We start from the raw sequence: 21,165 nt of genomic DNA, 5'->3' as shown, positions 1-21,165 counted from the left end.
GGCGCAACATGCAAGATCTGGAAATGGCCACCCTCGGATGGGTCGACTGGTTCAATAATCGCCGCCTGCTTGGCCCTATTGGGAATATCCCACCAGCCGAGGCCGAAGAGAACTTCTATGCACAGCGAGACGTCTTCGATATGGTCGCGTGAAATGAAGCTATAGGTCTCCGGCAAACTTGGGGCAATTCATATCAGCATTCAGCAACACGCTTGCTGAATGTCAGCTAGCTGGCGAAGCTATCAAATAGAGATAATTGCCGCTTAGGCAGCCACTGAAATGCAATACTTTGGTCCCACTCCAAAGCTCTGGCTCTCATGTCTGACAGCAACGCTTCAGACAGCCGCTTGCGCGAGAAACTACTTGCTTCGTAAAACAAAATCTCCTCATTGGAGATATCTTCAAGCCCACTCACAACAAATGCAGAAAGCCTTGGCCCAGTCTGAATCTCATCAGACAAGCAAAGTGTTCGCAGCGTGCGGACTAGTGCGCCAACGGCGTTCGGGTTATCTTCCAGTACGAGTTCCAAATACTTCTGAGACAGATCAGAAAAATAATTCTGGCCGTGGTGAAGCGAACCAGATCGCCAGTCATATAGAATAGCGTCCCAATTGAAGAAGGTGGTTTCGAGAAGGGATAGCGGACTGAGCGCTTCGACAACACCCTCCGCAAAGGCCCAAGTTCGCGAGACCTCCCATACATCAAAGTTCCATCTTCCAAAACGAACACGGTGCCCGCCAAACTTGTTCTGCACTGCTTCGTACCGACCCAAGATGTCCATGAAGGCTTCAACATCATGCACCTGAACAACTGTATCTACATCGCTGGCGAAGCTCGGAGCGCCAAGAAGGGAGATGTCCCTGAGCGCTCCACCAAAGACAAAAATATCTGCGCAAACAGACACTTCGTCAATAAAGCAGCCAACAGCCCGCCGCTCAGCCATCGGCTCATCGAAGAAGCGGCGGATGCGCTTCTTGGCGGCTTTCTGGTCAAGTGCAGGTTTCATTTCTCTCCTCAACAGCGAAGTTCTCTAAGTTCCCGCTCAAAGCTTAGTGCGAAGCCGTCAGTCATACCAGAGATCATGTCTGCGAGCAATTGACAGCGGCGATAACCCAACGGCAAGTCCTCGTTTGGGCTTTCAAAAACTCGCCGATAATTCTCCGAGATTCGTCCGTAGGCGTACTTCTCAAAAGGAGTTCCAGGATGTCCTTTGGTCTCCTTCTGCGGGTCGCCACGGCTAACGATGGCAGGCCAAAGCATGTCCATGATTGAATGGATAACCTTGTGTCCTTCCAATTCCAACTCAAGAACACTTCGGTGCTTGTAGGCGTGCTCGAACGCAAAATCTTTGAGCTTTTTGCAAAGCAATGCTGCGCTCGACACGGCAATGAGATCATCTTTCAATGCGCCTTGCTCAATATCGGATTGCCTCTCTAGGAAAGCCTCTATGACCGCAGAAACCATGTTTCCGATGGCAAACACCCGGAACATCTGGGTTGAAAGATCATTCACTTCGTTCGGCGACAGTTTCGCATCTTTGTGCTTTTTGTGCTGTTCGTCCGCTCGCTCGCAGACATCTTTGATCACAGCGTCGGTTTCAGGTTCTCCGGCCGCCCCAGCTTCGAGATAGCTGATCAAGTCTCTGTAGGAAACCAGCCCTTTCTTTACCGCATCCTCCACATCCAAAACCGAATAGGCAATGTCATCGCTTGCTTCCATCAAAAATGTTAACGGATGCCGCAACCCCTCTTTCAGCCCAGTTTCTTTCCAGACGTCCAACACCACATCAAGTTCGGAATGAAAGCATCCGAACTTTTTAGTCGCAATGTTTGACTTGTCCTGTTTCTCCGATGTTCCAGGATACTTCATTAGAGCAGCCAGTGCGCCGCACGTAAGATTGAGCCCAAAGTTGTCGTTCATAATTTGGAGCTTGGTGAGTACGCGAAGCGCTTGGGCATTACCTTCGAACTTTTCAAAGTCCAGACGCATACGCTTCCTCACATCGGAAGAAATATCCAAATTCTCGCAATCAAGAAACTTAAATACCCTAGCCTCATTCTGCTTGAACCAATCTCCTATGGCATACTCACCTTGATGGCCGAATGGTGGGTTGCCGATATCATGCGCGAGCCCTACTGTTGCGAGCATTGAGGGCAGATCGCGTTGATACTCGACTGAGTTAAACTTCGTCCCCTCGCGATGAGCGAGTGCAACACCAATACTCCGTGCAATATTAGACACCTCGTGGGAATGAGTAAGGCGCGTTCTAACGCTGTCGTTTTTTTCCAAAGGGAATACTTGGGTTTTGTCGGCCAACCGCCGAACGGGAGCGCTAAAAAGAACCCGGTCGTAATCGCGCTCAATTTCCGTTCTATCACCGCCGGCATTCAGCGGCTGCCCGTTTTCCTTGTGCATGTCCTTGCGCCGGGTTGCGGACATTAGTTTTATCCAATCCATTACATTCTCCAAAATGTTCGGTTGCCACCCGCTTCGGATCAAAGAAAGTGGAATGACCTTTGTGGCGTCAGTCGTATTGTGTCTGTTCGTTTGATCATCTGAGGCTTCCGTCGTTTTCCACCCGTTGCGGTCAAAATCTCTATTTCCGGTGACTTGATTAGTGCGCTGTTGAGATCATCGGAGTGGGCGGGTGTTTGGTTGTATGTTTGATCGAAAAAATCCGCGACAGATAGAGAAGCCTCGGGAGTACAATCCTTAAGGAACTTAGGTATATCAGCCAAAAGTTCATCCCTTGCTCCTCGCCGCGAGTTCGCATCAAACAGGTACAGCGAAGCATCCTCGATAGAGTTGTACCTCAACATTTGAAGACCAGACCGACCCACATGCGCTTGCGAGTTTTTTTTTCGGTGCAAGATATCGTTATAAACTTGCCTGGCCCGGAAGGAATTTGCGAAATGTACCAGCCAGTACTCCCATCCACTTTGGTTGTTAATCGAGAATGGGCTGACGAAGTTTGCCAGCGTTTGGAACTCCTCAAATACGACTTTTTCGACTGCCGCAAGCCACTCCTTCTTGGTCTTGTGCAGGGAGATTTCTGAGATTTGCCCACCAAACAATCTCTTGTCTTGTCTTCTCGTAGGGCTAATGAATGCCAAGAAGGACTTGATAGAGAATGTTAGGAATACTTCGGAAGACCGCGTCAGCGAGAGAGCCGTTCGCAGATGCGCTTCCGATACATCAGCGTGACCATACTGATCGAAGTTGAAGATGGTGTTTCGAACCCTGGAAGCCACAACCATTTGAGCGATACTTGGAAGGTTGCCCCCGAAATCGCCTTCGAAATATTTCACGTAGAACGTTGCACCGCTGTGCTGGTCTTGGTGTTCCTGCAAGAACGCGTCAACACTACCTCGCAGGGCCTGTATGGCAACAGGGGAGAGATCATTGAAGTACATGAAAAACTCGAAGGAAATCGGCTTGAACCCGTCTATTTTCCTTCTGAGATTTACCTCGGCGCTCACTGATTTAAGCGTTTGCAGCACCATCAGAGGCGAACCAAGCGTACCACATTCGTATGCTCCGGCTCCGCAGAACCCATCCACAAAGGACAGTCGAAATCTCTCTTGCTGAGGCAAGCTACATCTAACACGAACATACTCGTGAATGTACTCTTTGATAATCGCGAGCTTGATCTTGGAGTGCGGACCGATTTTGGCACCGTTCTCCCAGTCGTACTGTCTCTTAACCATGCTGAATGCGCTCCGAATACCTTATGGAGACACCGAAACTGTTGGCATTTCTTCCCAAACTTTCCCCCGAAACAGCCTCCCGTTTGCTTTCTTAGAACGCCTCTTGTTGTCCTTTCCCCACGCTCCCCACTGCTTGAAGAAAAATGCAGTTCCATAACGCTCGCACAAAGAGTGAATTTCATCAATCCACTCTTCTTTGATGGGGCGCGCTTGCGATCCACTCTCGCCTCCAACAATAGCCCAATGGATGTTGCTTAGATCAACTTCTCCAATCGGCGCAATTAACGGCTCGAAGGAAATAAACCGGATTATTGCAGGAGTGACCGAAAGGGCGTCAATTCTCGCCGCCGTGTCAGCGTTTTCGACGCTAGTTCCGAGCCAAACATTTGGAAGCACCGTATTAAGATGGTTCTTCACAAACTCAAGCATGCGCTCAGGTCTTTTAGTCAGAATTTGATACTGATGATGTGGCGTTTCTTCCATTGTCCGCCAAACTCTTTCAACGAAATCGAACGGCACTCTCTCATGGAAAAGGTCGCTCATGGAGTTAACGAAGATTTTTCTAGGCTTACGCCATTTCAGCGGGGCCTCCAAAGACTTCTCATCCAGATTGATGGCACCTGTCCAAACAGTTCTCTTACCCGAACGCCGCGCAAGCCCTTGATACTTCTCCATCCCCATCGCTTCCAATCGAAGAGCCATATGCATCGCATAACAGTTCGTGCATCCGCTAGACGCCGCTGTACACCCTGCAACCGGGTTCCAAGTTGTGTCAGTCCATTCTATTTCCGACAAAACATTCTCCTTGGGTCCAAAACCATCTGCATCTCAAATAGATAGCTACTAGATCAGAAATCCTGCATCCTAGCTAAGAGGTGGTTTCTGATCGCGGAAGCATACATCCTGGAGACGACGACGGCGTTATGATCGCAAAAAGCAACCAAGCGGCACGTGCGCACAATCGTCGAATGCTGCCGAAGTTGCAAGTTTGTTCACATGTCGCCGAGCAAATGAAAAATCTACTCATTTTCCGACATAACGTGTTGGTCTAATGTTGGGAATTGAACCGTTGACGTGTCCGTCGTCAAATAAAATGTAACATCAGAGCGGTTTGAGTGTCTAACGTCAGCACCGATGGACACGTCGCGATAGCTTCAAGCCCTATCCAGGGCGAACCAGCCCCGCGTGCCGCAATACCCTTTTCTTGCAGGGACAGGGATCTTGGATGTCGCCCGAGAGGGTCAACCAAGATCCCCAGAAAGGAATTTGGAGCGAGTTTCATGAACACCTAATTACCTGTTTTTCAAGGTGTAGCAGATAACGGGCAGTGGAGAACCTAACCGGGCGCATTTCAAGCATGAATGAGCGCCTGCCGTTCTCATTCTTGCACAACAAAGCACCCGAACTGGACGGATCATGGGGCGGTGAGCGGACCTTTGCTGCGCCTGACGCTAATGACAGCTCCCGCAAGAACTGGTCTTGTCCCGCTTACGTTCCGGTCTCTGAACTCATTTATGCGGCCTTTCGTTCAAATGCCAAGGGGCTTTTACCACCCAGCGATGAGTGACGGCGTCGCGGATTGTAGAACCCATTGATATACTGGAAGACCGCACCTTCTGCCTGACGGCGTGAGTCCCATTTGTTGCGCCAGATCAGCTCAGCCTTGATGGATTTGAAGAACGTTTCAACCATGGAATTGTCGTAGCAGTTACCTTTGCCGCTCATTGAGACCTTGAAGCCGTGCAGCTTCAGGCGCCGCTGATACTCGTTTGAACAATATTGCGACCCGCGATCCGTATGGTGAATGCAGTCTTTCGGCGGTTGTCGCAAAGCAACGGCCATATCTAACGCCCGGATCGCTAGATCCTTCTTCATGCGGTTGCTGACAGCCCAACCGATGACACGGCGAGAATACAGATCAAGGATGACGGCGAGATACAGCCATCCTTCACTGGTCCATATGTAACTGATGTCACCTGCCCATTTTTGGTTGGGGCCAGTCGCTGAGAAATCTTGATCCAACAGATTGGGTGCGATGTTGAACGTGTGGTTACTGTCCGTCGTCGCCTTGTATTTCTGGGTTCTTATGATCTTGATGCCATTCTCACGCATCAAACGCCCTACGCGCCGGTGTCCGATCTTCAGCCCTAGCTCCTGCAATTCTTCAGTCATGCGGGGTCGCCCATAGCTTTCTAGGCTTAACCGATGTTGTTCGCGGATATGGGCCAGAAATACCATATCATCCCGCTGGCTCTGGCTCATCGGACGCACCCGCCAAGCACGGAACCCACGCGATGTGACCTGCATGATACGGCAGAGAAATTCCACGGACCAAACTTCTTTCCAGGCGTCCCCTCTCATCGCTGCAAGCAGCGATTGCCGGGCAATGGATGAACGCAAATCTCACCGGCTTTGGCCTGCAAAGAAGATTGCCGCCTTTTTTAGCACTTCCCTCTCCTCACGCAGTAGACGGACTTCTTTGCGAAGCCGCGTGTTCTCCTTTTCGACGTCTTCATGCGGTCCTGACATCAGATCGTCATGCTGATGTTGCTGAACCCATTTGTTCAGCGTCGAAAGCCCAACCCCTAAATCCGATGAAAGTTGAGGCCGCGTTAGGCCACTGGTCATCGCCATGCGCACCGCATCACGCCGAAACTCGTCTGTGTATCTCTTTGCCATTCTCTATCTCCTTCATAGCAAACATTGCTCGAAAGAGACCGGAACTAAACCGCGACAAGACCACATCAGGAGGCGCATTACTCTTCCATCTCCTGAGTAAGCTCTACGAGCGCACCAGTGTGATCATCACTACCAATCTCAGCTTCAGTGAATGGGCACAGGTCTTTGGCGATGCAAAAATGACAACTGCATTGCTCGACCGGCTCACCCACCGTTGCACTCGCCATTGGGCTTGAACCAATGGCGCTCAATGGCTCGTTCCTCGAAACTGGAAACGACAGCTACCGCTTCAAAGTCAGTTCCGAAACCGCCAAAAAAACGCGAAAGGAGACCACACAATTGACTGCCAAATAAACGCTGATACATAGACAAGGGTGGGTCAATTCTCGGAGGAAATACCGGGTCACGTCTCAGCGGAAATCAACAGTCTCCCGTAGCCATAAACGATCTGACGGCTCCACCCAACCGATAAATTCTGCGGATAAATGCGAATGGCCGAATTGGTGAAGACGCGACAAAGCGGTCCCACCTCGCGCATCCTGCGACCTAATATCAGCACCATGATCAACCAGTGTCTTTAGTAGCCATGAATTTCCGACTTCGGCCGCATACAGAAATGGAGTCAGCTTTTCACTGCCATTTACAGCGTTAATATCTGCTCCAGCGTCCAGCAGAAGCTGAACAATTTGACGGGTCGTCGGGTTATCCCCTTTCAAGAGATGTTCTGCGACCTTGGGCAGAATGGCCAACTCATCTGCTGTGTACTGCGAACGCAACTGTTCGTGGCTTTCTTCCTCCACAAAAGGCGAAGTTGTCTTGCGCAGGATTGCAGGGAAATTAACGCCCGATGTTCCAGTTTGCATTGCAGTTTGGACAAAGGCACCTGGGCTTGCAAAATGTCCTACCGCCTCGAAGAGAGCTGTTTGTTGTCGCTCTCCTCTAATTTCAACATCTGCACCTTGGGAAAGAAGCCCCTGCACAATACCAGCGAGCCCCTTTGATATCGCTTCAAATAGTACGGATTTCCCACTCTTCGTCCTGCGGTTGATCACCTCTTTGCTCGTCACTGGAAGCAGAGCCCAGAAGCATTTGTCATCGCCACCTTGCAGTGCCATCAAAAGCGGTGATCCACCGTTCTTATCCAAAATGTTCGGATCGGCACCAGCTTCCAACAGCTGAGTGACCTTGTCGACCTCTCCGAGATGCGCAAAAAGCGCAATTTGCGGGGTCGGCGTCGGGCCATACCCTTTGATGATCCGATTGGGGTTACTAGTGTCGACCTTCCGGGCTTTCCATTTTGCGATATCAATTAAGTAGTCATCCAAGGGACGGGATTTAGTAATTGAATCAGATTCAGGAAACGGATTTGGGAAGTCTTTTTCAACAGCAAGTGCCGCGTCCGATATACTGAGAGCCAGACCAAGCCCCTCACAAAACCCTTCCCACTTTACATAGATCCGTCGCTTCCCAAGCAACTGCGAAATGTTCAAAATGTAATGAAGACAACTTTTCAGCTGAACGGCGCTGCGAAACTGGAACCAGTTTGCTGCCTCATCAAAGGCATTCAAGGCGTCTTCGAGCTTACCCAGTTGAGCGAAATATCGCCCTCTGAAAAAGCCGAGACCTGCCAGACGAGGTTGCCCGCACAAAGAGCCTTCGAGGCTTTCAAAGAGCTTTTCGGCCGCTGCAGCTTCACCTTTCACTTTGGCACGACATGGATCCGTAAGTCGCGTGACTTCACTTACTGCGCTCCGTTGCGCTTCATTCAGATCGCAACTCTTTCTCAGGGCTAAATCATCCAACTGCGCTTCAATTTCCGACTGAATCGCATCGAAATCAAAAGGGATTTCATACCCGGGAATATGTTTCCGACAATCGACCAAACTGAGATTACAATACCGTTGATATAGCCTGCATACCATCAGCGCATGTGCGAACCTACGATCCCAGTACTTCATCAGCGCCAGGATTGTATTGATCTGAACATCGTGGTCGCCTTTGGACCACCGGCCAATCGACGCTTCCCAATTTTCAAGTCCTCTATGCAAACCGGGTTTGCTCTCGATTTCGACTGCGATCCGTCGAAGCCCAAAGTCTTTCACTCGGGAGTGCCACAAGAGATGAGTAGCTTGCTCAGGCTTGCCAAAAATCTCTCGTGGCGAAATACCCGTAGAGGGCAAAATGTTTTGAAAGAGGTCTTGGAAGCAACCGAATGCTACCCTGTCAAAAACTCCGCGCACGACCTCGGCAGGCAAAGCTCCGCAATCAAGGTGAAGACATAATTGGGTATATCCTTGTAACATCGGCAGGAAGTCGGTGGCTCCCCAAACTTGATTGCCATTCGCATCATGAAAATCGCGGAGATGTTTTTTCAGAAGCTCATTCGCAGCCTCGGCGGACAAAGGTTTGCCTTTGCGAAGGCGTTGGAGTTCTTTCTTGAGACCCGCTTCACATGCATCATCAACGTGCGACATTGTACGGATCAAAAATGCGACGATTTCTGAAGGTTGTGGGATAGGGGTAATATCGCAAACCATTATGCCTGAACCTGTTGCCTATGCAGCCGCGCCAATTCTGCTTTTATGTTCCGACTTGCCCGGTGATCGCTAGGTGTTCGCGAAAACACCAAGAGGCCACCGCCAGCAAGAAAGAGCTTGGCATGTTTCTTCCCATGCACATAACGCGCTCCTGAATTCACCTCGTTCGCAATAACAGCGTTTAGAGTTTTATCTTTTGAATAATGCATATTTTCCCCGATAGCGGGATGGTGGCACAGCCACCATCCCAAACCATTTATTTCTTGGTGGTGGAACTGTTAGCGCCCTTTGCCGCGGCCCTTTGCGCACGTGCGGTGAAGCTTCCCTTGGCCGTTTGGCCGCCTGACTTGACAGCACCTGCAGCCTGAATCCGGGCGGCTGCGGATTGGGTCATGTTTGTTGTTTTCGACATCCTGATTTCCTTTCGTTTAGAGGATGCCCTGAAGATGGGAGAAATGCCGGGCACTTTCAAAAGACAAGCTGGGGACATTATTTCGGAATTTTGAAATACCAGCAAAAACCTTTCTCATATTTGGACCCCACAAACGCCTTAACGCCGCCACCTTTTTGGGGTTCTTTTTTGTGGACCGTTCTGTTTTTTCGGACTACGATCTCCACATGAAATCCAATAGCCCAAATCAAATGACCCGATGGCAGCGCGACCGCCGCGCCTTCATCGAGCATCGCATCTATTGGCATGGCTCAATTGGCCTGGCGGATCTGATGGACGTCATGGAAATCAGTCGCGCACAGGCTTCTAAGGATCTGAATGGATATATTTCCGACCACCCGGACCATCTCCATTATGACAAGAGCGCTCGGACCTACGTCATGGGGTCGGCTTTTGAGGCACATTATCTGTCGATCGACCCAGCGGAATATCTTGCCGATCTCGCTGCAATCGCGAGGGGAGCCGCGGTGCCGAAATCGGATTGGGTCGTTGATCTTCCCGACATTCTCACCCCATCCATCCCAGCACGCGGCTTGAACCCGTCGACCGTACGAAATGTCCTGCAGGCCTGTACGCAGCACCGTCGGCTCGCAGTCAGCTATCAATCGATGTCATCGCCAAAACCCACCAAACGCGAAATTGCGCCACATGGCTTTGCGCATGATGGGTTTCGCTGGCATGCGAGGGCTTGGTGTGCGCGCGACGGTATTTTCAAAGACTTCGTATTGAGCCGCATCCTTTCCAGCACTGTTGGCGACATATCGAATGTCGACCCAAAGACAGATAAGGATTGGCTTGAAACCGTGACACTTAAAATTGTGGCACATCCCAGTTTATCAGAGAACCAGAAGCGCGTGATTGAATTGGATTATGGTATGACTGATGGCACGGCTGAAATAGCTGTTCGTAAGTCTATGTTATTTTACACGCTCAAACGTTTGGGCCTCGATACCGACCCAGATCTACGCCGCCCGCAAGATCAGCATATCATCCTGAAAAATGCACCCGAGATACAGCGTGCTCTTGAACGGAGAGCGCAATGAGAAACAAATCTATGCCCGATTACCGGATGTCCTTCACCACGGGTGGTCTCTTTCTGACCGAAAGCGTCGAAGTCGCCCGTCTTCATCGCGACGGTGAGGCATGGGAAGACACAGCGAAGCGTGCTTTGGACCAAGGCGCCACAACCTTGCCCAAAGCTGCATCGAACCGGCGATCATTGCGCGAAATTACCAACCGCTTGCGCATGCTGACCGAGGAGGAACGCCATTTTCTTTTGGAGTTCGCCGATCGCAACGATCAACAGGCCCTTCTATGGCTGGCAACCTGTCGTGCCTATCGGTTCGTCCGGGAATTCGCAGTAGAAGTCATTCGTGAACGTTATCTCTCGTACCAGATGGACTTGCCGCTGTCGTCATTCGATATCGCCTTGGACGCAAAGGCGGAATGGGATGAAGGCCTTGCTCGCCTCAGCACCTCCACTCGCAATAAACTTCGCCAGGTTCTCTTTCGCATAATGCGCGAGGCTGAAATCCTGTCTCAGGAAAATCGTATCCAAGCCACAATTTTATCCACTCGATTGCAAACACTCATCCAAAACAACAATACTGCCGAATTGGCGTATTTTCCCGGTATTTCGTTGATGGAGGGTAACACGTGAAAACCAAAATGGATCGTAAGGAGCGCGCCGAGCACCTCCATCGTGTGATTACGAGCGAGCGTTTTCTGACCAAGCAAGGGCTCGGGAATGAAGTGCCGTTCTTTATCTGCCCTTTCCCTGCCTCTGAAGGCCTAACGATGATCGACGACCGCAAGGACCTCGTGTCCCGCGTCAGCCATTCTGGCGTGCGGGTGCTCGACCTCAGTCTCTATGACATCTCTTTGGAAATCCTCGAGGAACGCGGCATCTTGGATCAAATCCTCGAAATCGAGGCAGATAGCGACAAGTCAGAAATCAAAGAACTCCTTCAAGGGGTGCTCGACCCCGCAACCCACATCGTGCCTCGGATTGGGGCAGCCATTGAGTCAGAGCCGCACGATGTGCTGTTCTTATCCGGCGTTGGCGAAGTTTATCCATTCATCCGATCCCACAACGTCCTGAATAACCTGCAAAGTACCGCGAAGGATGCGCCGACGGTCCTGTTCTTTCCAGGCAGCTACACCCACGCATTGGCGACGGGTGCGTCACTGGATCTTTTTGGCCAGTTGCACGACGACAAGTATTACCGCGCCTTCGATATTACCAATTACGAGGTCTGACCCATGTCACAGTTAATGAAAGAAATTTTTGAAAAACCGGTGGACCGCGCCATTGACGGCGTCATTAAGGCCGATGATGAGGCAAGTCTCCGCGTTGAATTGGACGAATACGTCATTACGGGCGAAATCGGCCAAAAGCTTGAGCACTTTTTGGAGGCCTATAATAACTATGACACCTCGAATGGGGTATGGATTTCTGGCTTCTTTGGGTCTGGTAAATCGCACCTTTTGAAAATGCTCGCCCTTTTGCTGGAGAACCGAGAGGTTGGCGGTGCGCCGGCTCGCGACATTTTCGCCGAGAAGCTGAAAGACGACCCAATGCTGAAGGGGGCATTGGACAAGGCTGTCTCCATTCCGTCTAAATCCATTCTGTTTAACATCGACCAGAAGGCCGACGTCATCTCGAAGACGGATGTGGATGCCCTCTTGTCCGTGTTCCAGAAGGTGTTTGACGAATCCTGCGGGTTTTACGGAAAACAGCCTCACATCGCGCAGTTCGAGCGTGATTTGCATGCGCGCGGGCAACTCGAGGCATTCAAATCCGCATTCCAAGACGCATCAGGCAAGCCCTGGGAGCATGGGCGCGAGCAAGCTCTTCTCGAAGCGCGCAACATTGCGACGGCATTCGCGTCAGCGACAGGAGGCGATCCGACAGATGCCAAGGATATCCTTACCCAATACCGCAAGGATACGCGCGTCTCGATTGAAGATTTTGCAAGCACGGTCAAGGCTTGGATCGATGAGCAACCCAAGGGGTTCCGACTGAATTTCTTTGTGGACGAAGTCGGCCAGTACATCGCCGACAACGTCAAGCTGATGACCAACCTTCAGACCATCGCTGAAAGCCTGAACACTCGCTGCAAGGGGCAGGCTTGGATCATCGTAACCTCCCAGCAGGACATGGAGGCTATCGTCGGAGACACCAAGGCCTTCCAGAGCCAGGACTTTTCGAAAATTATGGCTCGGTTCTCGATCCGGATGCCGCTCGACTCGCAGAACGTGGCAGAGGTGATCCAGAAACGGCTGCTCTCGAAGACTCCGGAAGCTCAGGTGACCCTCGGCAACTTGCACGACCGCGAAGAAAATAATCTCAAGACCCTGTTTGACTTCGCAGACGGGTCGATCAAGCTCAAGAATTATACCGACAGAGATCACTTCATCGACAGCTACCCGTTCCCACCCTATCAGTTCACCCTGTTCCAAATGGCCATTCGGTCGCTGTCCCAACACAATGCTTTCGAAGGCAAGCACAGCTCTGTCGGGGAACGCTCCATGCTTGGTGTGTTCCAGGAAGTATCCAAGAAGCTGATGGACGAACCTGTTGGCGGGCTTGCCACGTTCGATCTGATGTTCGAAGGCATCCGAACCGCTCTGAAATCAAACGTACAGCAGTCCATCCACCTCGCCGAACGCCAGATACAGGATCTGGACGACTTCGCCGTTCGCGTACTCAAGGCCCTATTCCTGGTGAAATACGTGAAGGGCTTCAAACCTTCGGTGCGCAACATCTCGATCCTGTTGCTGTCCGAGCTGGACGCAGACCAGGCCACGCAACGCCGCAAGATCGAAGAGGCACTTAGCCTGCTGGAGCGAAACACACTCATCCAGCGCAACGGTGAAGTCTACGAATTCCTCACCGACGAGGAAAAGGACGTAGAGGCCGAGATCAAGGCGCTGGACATTGACCCGTCCGAACTCTCCAAGGAACTCGAGACACTCGCCTTCGATACGATCCTTCGGCACCGGCGGCTAAAGCACGCTACCACGAACAACGAGTATGCCTTCACCCGAAAACTCGACGATCACGCGCTCGGGCGCGAACACGAGCTGGCCATCAACATCATCACGCCATTCGGTGAAGATGCCGACAGCCCGGATGCCGTGCGCATGAAGACGATGTCCCGCGAGGAGCTTGCTGTCGCTCTAAAGGCGGACACGAACTTCGTCCGTGACTTGATCCTCTTCAAGCAAACGGACAAGTTCATTCGTCAGGCGCGGACTGGATCACCGCAACCGGGGCGCGACCGCATCATTGCCGAGAAGGGAGAGCAGAATGCCCGCCGCGCCAAAGATCTGGAGATGCGCCTGCGCCGCCTCATGGGCGAGGCGCGCCTCTTCGTGCGGGGAGATGAGCTCGAGGTTGGAGGCGAGAATGCACAAGATCGCATTGCGAAAGCGTTCCAGACACTCGTCGACAAGGTCTACACAAACCTTCCCATGTTGCATGGCGTCACTTACTCCGAGGCGGAGATCAACAAATCCGTCCAGCCGGAAAACAACCTCTTTGGCGCATCTGGAGCAGGCCTCGGCGAAGCAGAACAGGATGTTCTGAGCTTCATCAACGGTCAGGCCCGAAATGGCGTGAAAGTCTCCGTTAAGTATCTGGTCGAGAAGTTCACAACCAAACCCTATGGCTGGCCCACGGTCGCGGTTCTCTGCCTCGCGGGGAGTCTCTCCGCCAAGGGCAAAATCGAGGCCCGCATCGACGGGACGCCGACCGAAGGGCTGGAGCTTGCAAAGGCCCTGAACAACTCACATGCCTTGCCGAATATTCTCCTTACCCCGCAGCAGGAATTCTCGCCCGCGGAGATCCGCAGGTCGAAGGAACTCTACCAAAATCTCTTCTCCAAGCCAGCCTCGGGCAGCGACGCCCGCAGTCTTGGCGCAGAGTGGACCGAGAGCCTGAACGAGTTGGAAGCCGAGGTTGATGACCTAACTCGCCAAACCCACGACTACCCCTTCCTTGCTGCACTGGAGCCATTCCGCGACCAGTTGCGCGGCATGAAAGCAAAGCCCGCCAGCTGGTTCATCACCGATGCGCCACGGCATGAGGATGACTTGCTGAATCCCAAAGAGGAAATCCTCGACATAGTGAAATCCTTCATGGGCGGCGCGCAGCGTAAGATTTATGACGAAGCGCGGAACACTCTGGCCGCACAGAAAGCCAATATCGACTACGTCGATCCGGAGGCAGGCCAAAAGATCGAGAACGCTTTGGCAGGCTCCTCCTGCTACAAGGGCACCGTCATCCAAGACCTCAAGACCTCGCTCTACGACCTGAAAGAAAAGGTCGAGCTGAAGGTTCTGGACGAGCGCAAGGCCGTCATCGCAGCGGTGGATGAGGTCGCCTCCAAGGTGACGCAGATGCACGAGTTCCAAGACCTCGACGCTGACAAGAAAGCCCGCATCACCGACAGGCTGGAACGCGAAAAGACAGGGCTCGACACGATTTCTCTGATCCCCGTGCTTCAGAACAAAGCCAACAATGTCCGCACCAGCCTGCTGGCCGAGGTTATCGCCGAGGTGGACCGCCTTGCGCGTCCGCGGCAAGAGCCGTTTCAACCCGCCCCCGGTGCGAACGAACCGCCAGCTCCCACTCCGCAGGCACCGACCTACGTCAATGCCTCGCAGATCAAGGTGCCCTTTACCAAGGCCTACCTGTCGGATGACGCCGACGTCACCGACTACCTCGAAGAAATGAAAAAGACCCTGCTGGCCGAGATCCACGCAGGCAAGAAAGTGATCGTCTGATGGACACCAACGCGCTCAAGAAATTCGCCGCCGCCGCCCGCAACCTGCTGATCGACCAGGTGACCGCCAAGCTTGACCTCGTGCTGGCCGAGGGCGCGCCCGCGCGGCGCGAGCATCCGCAGGCCGTGAAAGACCTCGAAACCGCCATCCGCCGCGACGGGCGGCAACAGGTCATCGAACAGGTCGCCTATACCTGGTTCAACCGCTTCACCGCCCTGCGCTTCATGGATGCCAACGGTTACACTCAGGTGCGCGTCGTCTCCCCCGCCGACGGCGCGACGCGGCCCGAGATCCTGTCCGAGGCGATGGCCGGCAACCTGCCCGACGGCGCCCCCGCGACCATCGCCGCGCTGCTCGATGGCCGCACGCCCTCCAACGATCCACAGGCCGAGGCCTACCGCCTTCTGCTCGTCCATGCCTGCAACCAGTGGCACGGGCCGATGCCCTTCCTGTTCGAACAGATCGACGACTATACCGAACTGCTGATGCCCGAGGATCTGCTGTCGCAGACCTCCATCCTCGCCGAACTGCGCGAAGTGATGACGGAGGACGCCTGCCAGGATGTCGAGATCATCGGCTGGCTCTACCAGTTCTACATCTCCGAGAAGAAGGATCAGGTCTTCGCGGGCCTCAAGAAGAACCAGAAGATCACGGCAGAGAACATCCCGGCCGCGACGCAGCTCTTCACCCCGCACTGGATCGTCCGCTATCTCGTGGAGAACTCGCTGGGGCGGCTCTGGCTGCTGAACAATCCGCACAGCGGGCTGGCGGCCAAGATGGACTATTACATCGCGCCGGAAGAGCCCGAGACGGACTTCCTGAAAATCACCAAGCCGGAAGAGATCCGCATCTGCGATCCCGCCGCAGGCTCGGGGCACATGCTGACCTATGCCTTTGACCTGCTCTACGCCATCTACGAGGAAGAGGGCTATGACCCGACAGAGATCCCCGCGCTGATCCTGACGCACAACTTGACCGGCGTGGAGATCGACGACCGCGCGGGCGCGCTGGCCGCCTTTGCGCTGGCGATGAAGGCAGCGGCGCGGCTGGGGCGGCGGAAGTTCCTGCGGATGGAAGCAAAGCCCGACATCTGCGTGTTACAGAACGTGGCCTTTACCGACGCCGAGATGCGGGACGTGGCCGCCGTGGTGGGCAAGGATATGTTCACCGATGAGCTGCGCGAGACGTGTGCGCAGTTCGAGCATGCCAAGAATTTCGGCTCGCTGATCGTGCCCAAACTACGCGATCCGGCAGAGACCCTGCGGGTGGTCGAGGCGCGGGATTTTGGCAACGACCTGCTGCTGAAAGAGGTGCAAGAGCGCGTCATCGCCGTGCTGCGCATGGCCGAGGCGCTGTCGCCGAAGTATCACGTTGTGGTGGCCAACCCGCCGTATATGCATAAGCGCAATATGGGCAAATTCTTACTCAACTGGCTCGAAAGGCACTACTCAAATAGCAAGACTGACTTATACACTTCATTTATTGAACGGATCGGGAATTTATGCCTTCCAAAGGGTAATTTTGGGATGATGTCTCCGAATACTTGGATGTTTCTTCCTGCTCATGAATACGTGAGAACCGAGTTCCTCAGTAAAGCTCAAATCACAACGCTTCTCGAATTGCCTTTGAATGGCTTTAAGGGGGCGACGGTGCAAATTTGCGCGTTTGCATGCCAAAATAGCCATGGCGAGACTTGCGGATGCTACCTGCGGCTAACTTCATTCAAAGGAGAGGATGATGATTTTGCGCGATATGTTCGCAAAGCCTGTAATGGCAAAGATCTCACATACTCATATTTTCGAAAGAATATTTCTTTTCAAGCAATTCCAGGAAGTCCAATTGCATATTGGGCGTCAGAGTTTGCGCTAAAATGTTTTGCAGAATCGAAATACGTCGCCGATGTCGCTGAACCGAGAACAGGTTTGCAAACTGGTGAAAACGACAAGTTTTTAAGGCTTTGGCACGAGGTGGTTGCTCAAAAAACTTTGATGCCCCAACACCAGCAACCACATGCGAAATGGTTCCCCTACAACAAAGGTGGAAGCTATCGAAAATGGCACGGGAACAAAGAATTCGTTATCAACTGGGAGCACGACGGCAGGGAAGTAAAAAACTTTACCGATGACGAAGGCAATCTGCGTTCGAGACCGCAGAACACTCAATACTATTTCCGTGAAGGTCTCACTTGGACAACAACAAGTTCATCTTATTTCGGAATTAGACATACTGACGCTGGTTTCATATTCGATGTTAAAGGCTCGTCCTGCTTTGCAGAAAATAGGACGCTGCTTCTTGCAATTCTGGGCATGCTTGCATCATTTGTCGGCACAAAGTTACTCGAATTTCTCAACCCGACGATAGAGTTCCAGAATGGGAATATCAAAAATGTTCCTCTTTGTTTTGCTCTGGACGAAGAGAATTTTCAAGCAATGACCGCAACACGCGTGTCGGCACTGATTGAACTTGCCCGTTCCGACTGGGACGCCTACGAAACCTCCTGGGATTTCACCACGCTCCCGCTGCTCCAACCCGATCACCGCGCCGAGACGCTAGAGGGCACCTACACCACCCTCCGCACTCTCTGGCAATCAATGACGGACGAGATGCAGGCCCTTGAAGAAGAGAACAACCGCATCTTCATCGACGCCTATGGTCTGCAAGACGAGCTGACCCCCGAGGTGCCGATTGAGGAGATCACCCTCACCTGCAATCCCGCCTATCGCTATGGCGTGAAGGGCAGCGAGGACGACCGCGAAACCCGCCTGCGCGCCGACACCATGGCCGAGTTCCTCTCCTACGCCGTGGGCTGCATGTTCGGCCGCTACAGCCTCGACGAACCGGGCCTGATCCTCGCCAATCAGAGCGAGACGCTGGAGGATTACCTTGCCCGCGTGCCCGAGCCCAGTTTTATGCCGGACGAAGACAACGTCATCCCCGTGCTCGACGCCGACTGGTTCCCCGACGACATCACCGAGCGCTTCCGCCTGTTCCTGCGCGTGAGTTTCGGCGAGGCACATTTCCGCGAGAACCTGAAGTTCATCGAGGACTCCTTGGGCAAGGACATCCGCAAGTATTTCACCCGCGATTTCTACGCCGACCACGTAAAGCGCTACAAGAAACGCCCGATCTACTGGATGTTCTCCAGCCCCAAGGGGACGTTCAACGCGCTGATCTACATGCACCGCTATCGCAGTGACACGGTGTCGGTCTTGCTGAACGACTACCTGCGCGAGTTCATCACCAAGCTGGAGGGCGAACGCGCGCGGCTGGACAAGCTGGCCGATGACCCGACCGCAACGCAGGGCCAGCGCACCAAGGCGCTGAAAGACGCGCAGAAGGTCGCCAAGCAGATCGACGAGCTGAACGAATGGGAACGCGACGTGATCTTCCCGCTGGCCCAGCAGAAGATCGAGATCGACCTGGATAACGGGGTGAAGCAGAACTACCCGAAATTCAGCGCGGCCCTGAAGAAGATCGCGGGGCTGAGCTGATGTCGGACCGCATTCAGGCCGGGCTGGCACGACTGTTCGAAGAGCACCGGATCGTCTTCTGGTACGACACCGCCCGCGACATGCGCGAGGCGTTCGAGGCGGTGGACCTGCCCGGTGTCGAGAAGGTCGAGATCGCCAACAACGAGTTCGGGTTGAAATACCGGATGCTGCGGCAGGAGCCGAAGCAGAAGTTCCTCGTGTTCAAGGACGGCCCCGAACCGGAGATGGCGGATAACTGGCTGCTGGACGTGCAGCTTGCCACGGCGGTGTTCAAGGCCGACCAGGCGGCGATCTGGCTGGCGGAACTGGGCCTACCCGGCAAGTACGAAGCTGCCGTGCGCGACCACATTGAATTCTACCGCTCCACCCGCCGGCTGGAGCGGTTGAAGGCGATGGAGGCCGAGCAGCCGTCGGATTCCGTCTCGGCCGTCCGGCGCAAGATGCTGGCCGTCTGCGTGGGTGCCGATGGCGCTTTGGACACGGTGATCGAGGCGCTGCTGGGTGAGCTTGCCGAGGGCCGCGACGATGCCCTGCGCCTGATGGAACGCGCCGGACTGATCGAGTTCTTCTGGAAACAGGTGGAAAACGCCTATGGCTATGTCTCGGATGAGCCAGACTTCGAGGATTTCGCCATCACACTGTTTCAGTCCTGCTATTTCCGGGCCCTGGGCGAGGACGGCAAGTTGAACAGCGAGGCCCTGTTGGTCTACCGCCGTTGGAAGAACAACCGTCTGCACGCCGATGCCTTCGAGACCTTAAGCCGCAAGTACCAGGACATTCTGCGCATCCCCGAAGATCTGGGGGATCGCGAGATCAAGGTGCTTCGCCCGATCGACCATTTCGAAGAGGTCGACCGCCAGATCATCCGGACCCTGGTGGCGGAGATGTCCAGCCAGACCGTGACGGCCGCCGAGGTGCTCAAGACGGTCCGTGAACGCCGCCAGAGCCACTGGTACCCGATCTACGCGGATGTCTACGAGGCCATCGGCTATGCCACCGAGTTTCAACAAGCGCTTGCGGAGGCGACCCTTGGCATGACCTCACCCGCCGAGGGAGTGAAGCGGTATGTGACGAGTTGGTTCAGGATCGACCAACTTTACCGCAAGTTCATCTACCACATGCAGAAAAGCGGTCAGGCATCGCTTCTAGGGGCGCTCTTCGAAAGCGTCGAGAACCGGTATACGACCAGTTTCCTGCTGGCCGTGAACGACGCCTGGCAAGATCAGGTCGCAAAGATGACCGACTGGGGCGTGCCAGGCTATGCACGACAGTCGAACTTCTACATGGACCAGGCCGCGGAGTTCCGTCGTCGCGATCAGAAGGTCGTCGTGATCATTTCGGACGCACTACGCTATGAGGTGGCCGAGGAATGCCTGCGCGAGATCCGCAAGCTGCCGCGCTATGATGCGGAGCTGACTCCCATGATTTCAAGCCTACCCAGCTACACGCAGCTCGGCATGGCCGCGCTCCTGCCGAACAAGGATCTGATGTTGTCCAACGATGCCGCGGTGTCGTCATTCGGCAACCCGACCAAAGGGACTGCGAACCGCGAAAAAATCCTCGCCCATGGCCGTTCTGGCGACCGAGCAAAGGCTATGAAGGCGGACGACTTCATGAACATGAAGGCGGACGAGGGCAAGGCGCTCTTCCGCGACCATGATATCCTTTATCTCTTTCATAACCGAATCGACATCGTGGGCGACAAACTGGCCACCGAAGATCGCGTGACCGAGGCAGCCGAGGACGCAATCGAGGATCTGACCAAACTCGTCCGCAAGCTGACAACCGCAAACTTCTCAAACATCTTGATCACGGCGGACCACGGCTTCTTATACCAACATCGCCCATTGGATGAGACCGAGTATTCGATCGCTGACCCAACCGGGTCCGAGATCCTCGTCAAGAACCGCCGGTTTGTGATCGGACGCGGGCTCAACGAAACACCTGGCATGAAGATGTTCACTACCGAGCAACTTGGCCTGACAGGTGATCTGGATGTGCTATTCCCGAATTCCATCAACCGTATGCGGGTCAAGGGTGCCGGCAGCCGTTTTGTCCACGGCGGAGCCACGTTGCAGGAAGTCGTCATCCCTGTACTGCGGGTAGGTAAGCGGCGCGAGGCGGATGTCAGCAAAGTCGAAGTCCAAATCATTACGCCGAGCCGCAGTCTTATTTCTTCGGGGCAAACATCCGTCGCTCTCTACCAGGCGCAGCCGGTTTCCGCAAAGCAGCAACAGCGCGATCTCTTGGCCGGGATATATGCGCAAGATGGCACATTAATCTCCGATGAACATCAGCTTACCTTCGACTTTGCGTCGCAGAACCCTCGCGAACGGGAGCTACCCATCACATTCCTCCTCTCGCGCGAGGCAGACCGCTTCAACAACCAAGACGTTTTCCTGAAGCTGCGCGAGCGCGTTGGAAAGACCAGTCATTTCGAGGATTACACAAGCCATCGCTTTCAACTGCGCCGTGGCATCTCAACTGATTTCGATTTTTAAGGAGAAGAT

Annotated in this window: 12 protein-coding genes and 3 pseudogenes; 8 read left to right on the top strand and 7 right to left on the bottom strand. The window is 53.7% G+C overall.

Annotated features, from left to right (window positions below; all coding sequences use genetic code 11):
* A pseudogene (locus ACN0TS_RS17755) lies at positions 1 to 152 on the top strand (IS3 family transposase); the annotation flags it as partial.
* A 74-nt stretch (positions 153 to 226) separates the two neighbouring features.
* Here ACN0TS_RS17755 and ACN0TS_RS17750 read toward each other — a convergent pair.
* From ACN0TS_RS17750 to ACN0TS_RS17730, 5 genes and pseudogenes are all read right to left on the bottom strand, one after another.
* Entirely contained in the window at positions 227 to 1,006 is a 780-nt protein-coding gene (locus tag ACN0TS_RS17750; protein ID WP_417260663.1) for a hypothetical protein, read from the bottom strand.
* An 8-nt stretch (positions 1,007 to 1,014) separates the two neighbouring features.
* Positions 1,015 to 2,457: a dGTP triphosphohydrolase gene (gene dgt, locus ACN0TS_RS17745; protein WP_417260662.1), complete on the bottom strand. Its 1,443-nt coding sequence runs from the start codon at positions 2,455 to 2,457 to the stop codon at positions 1,015 to 1,017.
* A gap of 38 nt (positions 2,458 to 2,495) precedes the next feature.
* Positions 2,496 to 3,707, bottom strand: a complete 1,212-nt coding sequence (locus tag ACN0TS_RS17740; protein WP_417260661.1) for a three-Cys-motif partner protein TcmP — start codon at positions 3,705 to 3,707, stop codon at positions 2,496 to 2,498.
* 21 nt (positions 3,708 to 3,728) lie between these two features.
* On the bottom strand, positions 3,729 to 4,502 hold the full coding sequence (locus ACN0TS_RS17735) for a DUF5131 family protein (RefSeq protein ID WP_417260660.1): 774 nt from the start codon (positions 4,500 to 4,502) through the stop codon (positions 3,729 to 3,731).
* Between the two features lie 717 nt (positions 4,503 to 5,219).
* Positions 5,220 to 6,386 (bottom strand): annotated as a pseudogene (locus ACN0TS_RS17730) (IS3 family transposase).
* A gap of 65 nt (positions 6,387 to 6,451) precedes the next feature.
* Between ACN0TS_RS17730 and ACN0TS_RS17725 the strand changes: the two are divergent.
* Positions 6,452 to 6,740 (top strand): annotated as a pseudogene (locus tag ACN0TS_RS17725) (ATP-binding protein); the annotation flags it as partial.
* A 56-nt stretch (positions 6,741 to 6,796) separates the two neighbouring features.
* Here ACN0TS_RS17725 and ACN0TS_RS17720 read toward each other — a convergent pair.
* Positions 6,797 to 8,923 (bottom strand): ankyrin repeat domain-containing protein, encoded by a 2,127-nt coding sequence (locus tag ACN0TS_RS17720; protein ID WP_417260659.1) that lies wholly within the window; start codon positions 8,921 to 8,923, stop codon positions 6,797 to 6,799.
* Between the two features lie 256 nt (positions 8,924 to 9,179).
* A complete protein-coding gene (locus tag ACN0TS_RS17715) occupies positions 9,180 to 9,335 on the bottom strand; it encodes a hypothetical protein (RefSeq protein ID WP_417260658.1) in 156 nt (51 codons plus the stop codon).
* A 206-nt stretch (positions 9,336 to 9,541) separates the two neighbouring features.
* On the opposite strand from ACN0TS_RS17715, the gene ACN0TS_RS17710 reads away from it, so the two are divergent.
* From ACN0TS_RS17710 to pglZ, 6 genes are read left to right on the top strand one after another with little or no spacing between them, the layout of a single operon-like run.
* Positions 9,542 to 10,417 (top strand): WYL domain-containing protein, encoded by an 876-nt coding sequence (locus tag ACN0TS_RS17710; protein ID WP_417260657.1) that lies wholly within the window; start codon positions 9,542 to 9,544, stop codon positions 10,415 to 10,417.
* Positions 10,414 to 11,034, top strand: coding sequence for a DUF1819 family protein (locus tag ACN0TS_RS17705; RefSeq protein ID WP_417260656.1), 621 nt, complete (start codon positions 10,414 to 10,416; stop codon positions 11,032 to 11,034). Before ACN0TS_RS17710 ends, ACN0TS_RS17705 begins: the two co-directional genes overlap by 4 nt.
* A gap of 8 nt (positions 11,035 to 11,042) precedes the next feature.
* Positions 11,043 to 11,633 carry a DUF1788 domain-containing protein gene (locus ACN0TS_RS17700; RefSeq protein WP_417260664.1) on the top strand — a complete coding sequence of 197 codons (591 nt, stop codon included), beginning with the start codon at positions 11,043 to 11,045 and terminating at the stop codon, positions 11,631 to 11,633.
* A 3-nt stretch (positions 11,634 to 11,636) separates the two neighbouring features.
* Complete coding sequence (gene brxC / locus ACN0TS_RS17695; RefSeq protein ID WP_417260655.1) at positions 11,637 to 15,164, top strand: BREX system P-loop protein BrxC; 3,528 nt, start codon at positions 11,637 to 11,639, stop codon at positions 15,162 to 15,164.
* The gene (pglX, locus tag ACN0TS_RS17690; protein WP_417260654.1) at positions 15,164 to 18,655 is read left to right on the top strand and encodes a BREX-1 system adenine-specific DNA-methyltransferase PglX; all 3,492 of its coding nucleotides are present in this window, start codon (positions 15,164 to 15,166) and stop codon (positions 18,653 to 18,655) included. Before brxC ends, pglX begins: the two co-directional genes overlap by 1 nt.
* Complete coding sequence (gene pglZ, locus ACN0TS_RS17685) at positions 18,655 to 21,156, top strand: BREX-1 system phosphatase PglZ type A (RefSeq protein ID WP_417260653.1); 2,502 nt, start codon at positions 18,655 to 18,657, stop codon at positions 21,154 to 21,156. The genes pglX and pglZ overlap by 1 nt, the downstream gene beginning before the upstream one ends.
* Positions 21,157 to 21,165: the final 9 nt, after the last annotated feature.

Source organism: Celeribacter sp. (assembly GCF_048266405.1).
Classification (GTDB): Bacteria; Pseudomonadota; Alphaproteobacteria; order Rhodobacterales; family Rhodobacteraceae; genus Celeribacter.
This window is presented reverse-complemented; position numbering and strand designations above follow the sequence as displayed.

Bases quoted from the DNA above. Each gene is read 5' to 3' on its own strand.
- ACN0TS_RS17715 (WP_417260658.1), bottom strand. From the start codon at position 9,335: ATGTCGAAAACAACAAACATGACCCAATCCGCAGCCGCCCGGATTCAG.
- pglX (WP_417260654.1), top strand. From the start codon at position 15,164: ATGGACACCAACGCGCTCAAGAAATTCGCCGCCGCCGCCCGCAACCTG.
- ACN0TS_RS17720 (WP_417260659.1), bottom strand. From the start codon at position 8,923: ATGGTTTGCGATATTACCCCTATCCCACAACCTTCAGAAATCGTCGCA.
- ACN0TS_RS17710 (WP_417260657.1), top strand. From the start codon at position 9,542: ATGAAATCCAATAGCCCAAATCAAATGACCCGATGGCAGCGCGACCGC.
- ACN0TS_RS17740 (WP_417260661.1), bottom strand. From the start codon at position 3,707: ATGGTTAAGAGACAGTACGACTGGGAGAACGGTGCCAAAATCGGTCCG.
- ACN0TS_RS17705 (WP_417260656.1), top strand. From the start codon at position 10,414: ATGAGAAACAAATCTATGCCCGATTACCGGATGTCCTTCACCACGGGT.
- pglZ (WP_417260653.1), top strand. From the start codon at position 18,655: ATGTCGGACCGCATTCAGGCCGGGCTGGCACGACTGTTCGAAGAGCAC.
- brxC (WP_417260655.1), top strand. From the start codon at position 11,637: ATGTCACAGTTAATGAAAGAAATTTTTGAAAAACCGGTGGACCGCGCC.
- ACN0TS_RS17750 (WP_417260663.1), bottom strand. From the start codon at position 1,006: ATGAAACCTGCACTTGACCAGAAAGCCGCCAAGAAGCGCATCCGCCGC.
- dgt (WP_417260662.1), bottom strand. From the start codon at position 2,457: ATGGATTGGATAAAACTAATGTCCGCAACCCGGCGCAAGGACATGCAC.
- ACN0TS_RS17700 (WP_417260664.1), top strand. From the start codon at position 11,043: ATGGATCGTAAGGAGCGCGCCGAGCACCTCCATCGTGTGATTACGAGC.